Consider the following 3,474-nt stretch of genomic DNA (forward strand, 5'->3'; position numbering starts at 1 on the left):
CTATATCCGGATATATATTTTTCGTTTGTCGAGCCACCAGCCCGCGAGCCAGCACATAAGCATAAACCAGATACCAGTAAGCAATGATCCGAACGGCCCAGGTGTAATTTGCTGGAAGATGGCTTTGCTGATCCACTCAAATACGGATTGACCTGATGGAAGTTTGATGAGCACCAGCAGTATATAGGCCAGTTCTGACAACAAGTAAATGAATAACGGATTCTTGCCGAACACGGTAAAGAAATATACTCCCCGCGATACATTTCTGATCTCGATAAAGTATATCAGCACCGCCAGCAATAACAAGTCGATACCAACAGTATATAATACAAACGGACTCGTCCAGAGTTTTTTGGAGATGGGAAAGACGAGGTTCCACCACAACGCCACCGTAACCAGGATGGTGCCAGCGATCATCAATCGCGTAAGGCATTCAAATGTCTTTCCTTTTTGCTGGATAAATATACCGGCTATATATCCCAGCAATACATTTACAATAGCGGGAAGTGTGCTGAGTATTCCTTCGGGATCGAAGGGTATAGCATCTTTCTTGTATAAATGACTTTCGCCTAACAGAAACAGATCCATTCGCTTGATGGCATTGCCGCTCATGGTAAGTTCTTCTCCCGGAGTGCCGAACCAGTATAGCAGTGCCCAATATAGCAGCAGTATACCTGCAGAGATCCAAAGCACGGCATTGCGTGAGAGATAATATACCAGCAAAGCGGCACAACCATACGCCAGGGCTATGCGCTGCAACACGCCCATAACACGAGTATCACTAAAGGGCTTGAATACCCACGCACCATCGGCTTGCTGATAGAAGAAGGGAAACCAGTACATCAGGTAGCCTATCAAAAATACCAGCAGTGTACGCTTGAGCACTTTCGTGAGAAATGCATTGGACGATTGAAGTTCATTTTTGCGAATAGAAAAGCTCATGGCGTTTCCCACAGCAAACAGAAAAGAAGGGAAGACCAGATCGGCCAACGTAAAGCCAAACCATTTGGCGTGCACGAGGTATGGATATAGCGCAGCACCTTTGCCCGGTGAATTGACAATGATCATCAGGCATACGGTGAGCCCGCGAAAAATATCCAGTGAAAGAAATCTTTCTTTACCCAGCGTAACAGCAGGTGATTGTATCGGTTGAATTTGTTTTTCCATGGTTGTAGTTTCATCGCTTGCTATAGGATGTTTCTATCACAGCGCGATAACGTTTATAGAGTTGCTGTACAACGTCCAGGGAATTTCCCCGTGTAGTTTCCGGAAAACGATTATGAGCATTTACCCATTGCCATTCCCACGAGCGGATGCTGGTATCAAACGTTGATTGATCGAAGGGCTCGTTGTGCTCCAGCGCTACCGTTGCATCATGAAAAAATTGCTCCCAGCGCGGCTTGTAAAAATCGGAGAGCAACCCGCTCCATTGGCGGCACGAGTATTCAAACAGCCGGTTGTTCTCGGCACCCCAGAGTGTGATCAGGTTGCGGGCATTGCGTTCGTACAGGTCCTTCTCTTCTGCAGTAATGCCACAGCGTCTGGCATCTTCTATCCATTTTCCCAATAGAAAATCGGTGCGGGTAGCCAGCAGCGCATCGAGGTCATCAATCAACTGAATGAACTTCGCAGCTTCGCGTTTAAATGCAACCGTATCTTTCGCTATATATAGTTTAGCGATCGACTGCTGCAGGGGTAATGCATAATTGGCAAGCACCTGTCGTGTAACATCAACAAGATCATACTGAAAGCCATCGTAATTTTTACAGGCTGGTATAGCTTGTATCAATGCGTCCCACGCGGGGAGCAGTGCATCTGCCGGATAGTTCAAGGTTGTTTTGGCCCAGCGTCTTCCGGTTTCAAAAGTAGGGCGTGCAGCGATAATAGACTCCGCGCCATCGCGTATATCCTTACCGTTGTATACGGTTGTGCGCAGTGTCTGCCATGCGTTGAGGGCATGTATATCTTTACTGCCATAGCGATTCAATATATATTCCGGTAGCCAGTCGTCCAATACTATATCCTGGTCGCGCCACGTGTGGTCAGTCATCAATTCATAGAGTACAGGATTTTGTTCGATGCCTTCCATCGTCAGTCCTATACCTTTCATGGTGCCGGATGCGGCATCGTGCAACGCCTGCGATGGACCTGTAGCAACGCCTTCTATGCGACCAAACAAACTGATGTTGCCACCAAAGTTATGCAGCATATTCCATATCCACGGTTTGCCATAAAAGGCTTCGGTTCGCTTCCATACCGGCTCTATCTCTGTAGCAAGATCAAGCAACAGCATGTGATCGTTCGGTACAGCATCCAGCAACGCTTTTATCTGCGGGCCTTTCCAGAATTTCCGGTCGCTGTAGAACAGCCAGCCCTGCATGACCCACGTGGCATCCGGGTCTGCACTGCGCATGCCTTCATATACTTTTTTGCTGAGTGATGCTAAATATACCGGCTCGTCCGAAGGCGGTTCATTCTCGTTGAAGGTATCGGCTGAGTATAAATGACTGGTGCCATAATATTTCGTTTGCACTTCCAGAAATTTTTTACCGAGCGTTGCAAACATCGGGTCTTCGGCATCCAATATATAGGTGTCGTCAAAATCATTTCCCCAATTGGTTTTCTTCAGTTTGGCATTGGGATACAGGCGTGTAAAAGCAGCGGGTACGTGGCCGGTAAATGCAGGCAATACAGGTTTCATTCCGAGGGCACGTTCGCGTGTTACAATTTGTTGTTGCAGATCGCGATGGCTTTCCATCCAGTGTTTCGGCAGAGGTCCGCCCCATGCATCGAGGTTGCCCATCCAGAACCATCCAAAGTATGCAGGGCCGGAAAAGAATTTACTCAGGTCATCGTCTGTAAAACCCAGCGAGTGATATACTTCCTGCCATATATACTCTTGCCCGGTTATAGCGAGTGGCATGTTGATACCGTGCAGCGCCATCCAGTCGATCTCCTTTTCCCAGCGTGGCCAGTCCCACCAGCTCATACTATAATTGAAGGTGCAATAGTTGAGATAGTAGCGATAGGTATAGGGCGATGTTTTCCGGATCTTCGCTGGTACGGCTGGTAATTTTTCTCCGAGCTTCAGGTTAGTACCATTCCAAGTGATCTGGCAATGGGTATACTCTCGCAGATAATAGTATAGCGCAGAAGCTACTGCCACTCCGTTGTTCCCGCGGAGAACGATCTTTTTATTTTTACTTTCAATTTCAAAAACATCTGTGGGTGCAGATTCGCTTAGCGATTCTACACGGAAATTGGTTGCGTGTTGTGGTATAACGCGCTTGATCAATGCCTCGGCCGACTTCACATCCAGTTGAGCAAAACTCTTCAGACACGAAAGCATAAGCAGGCCATATATAGGCCACTGTTTATTTTTCATCGCGATCAATAGATTCTTTATAGAGTATTTTTCCGGTAGCGTCAATGAAGGTGATCAGCATGGTTTTTCCCTTTACCGATACCATCATA

At 47.1% G+C, this 3,474-nt stretch carries 2 protein-coding genes; both read right to left on the reverse strand.

The window, feature by feature from the left end; translation table 11 throughout:
- The gene (locus tag VIN08_RS01835; RefSeq protein ID WP_331959346.1) at positions 1-1,167 is read right to left on the reverse strand and encodes a DUF5009 domain-containing protein; all 1,167 of its coding nucleotides are present in this window, start codon (positions 1,165-1,167) and stop codon (positions 1-3) included.
- A gap of 10 nt (positions 1,168-1,177) precedes the next feature.
- A complete protein-coding gene (locus tag VIN08_RS01840) occupies positions 1,178-3,385 on the reverse strand; it encodes an alpha-N-acetylglucosaminidase (RefSeq protein ID WP_331959349.1) in 2,208 nt (735 codons plus the stop codon).
- Positions 3,386-3,474 lie beyond the last annotated feature (89 nt).

Origin of the sequence: Ohtaekwangia sp., from assembly GCF_036568665.1 — a bacterium.
Lineage (GTDB): Bacteria > Bacteroidota > Bacteroidia > Cytophagales > Cyclobacteriaceae > Ohtaekwangia.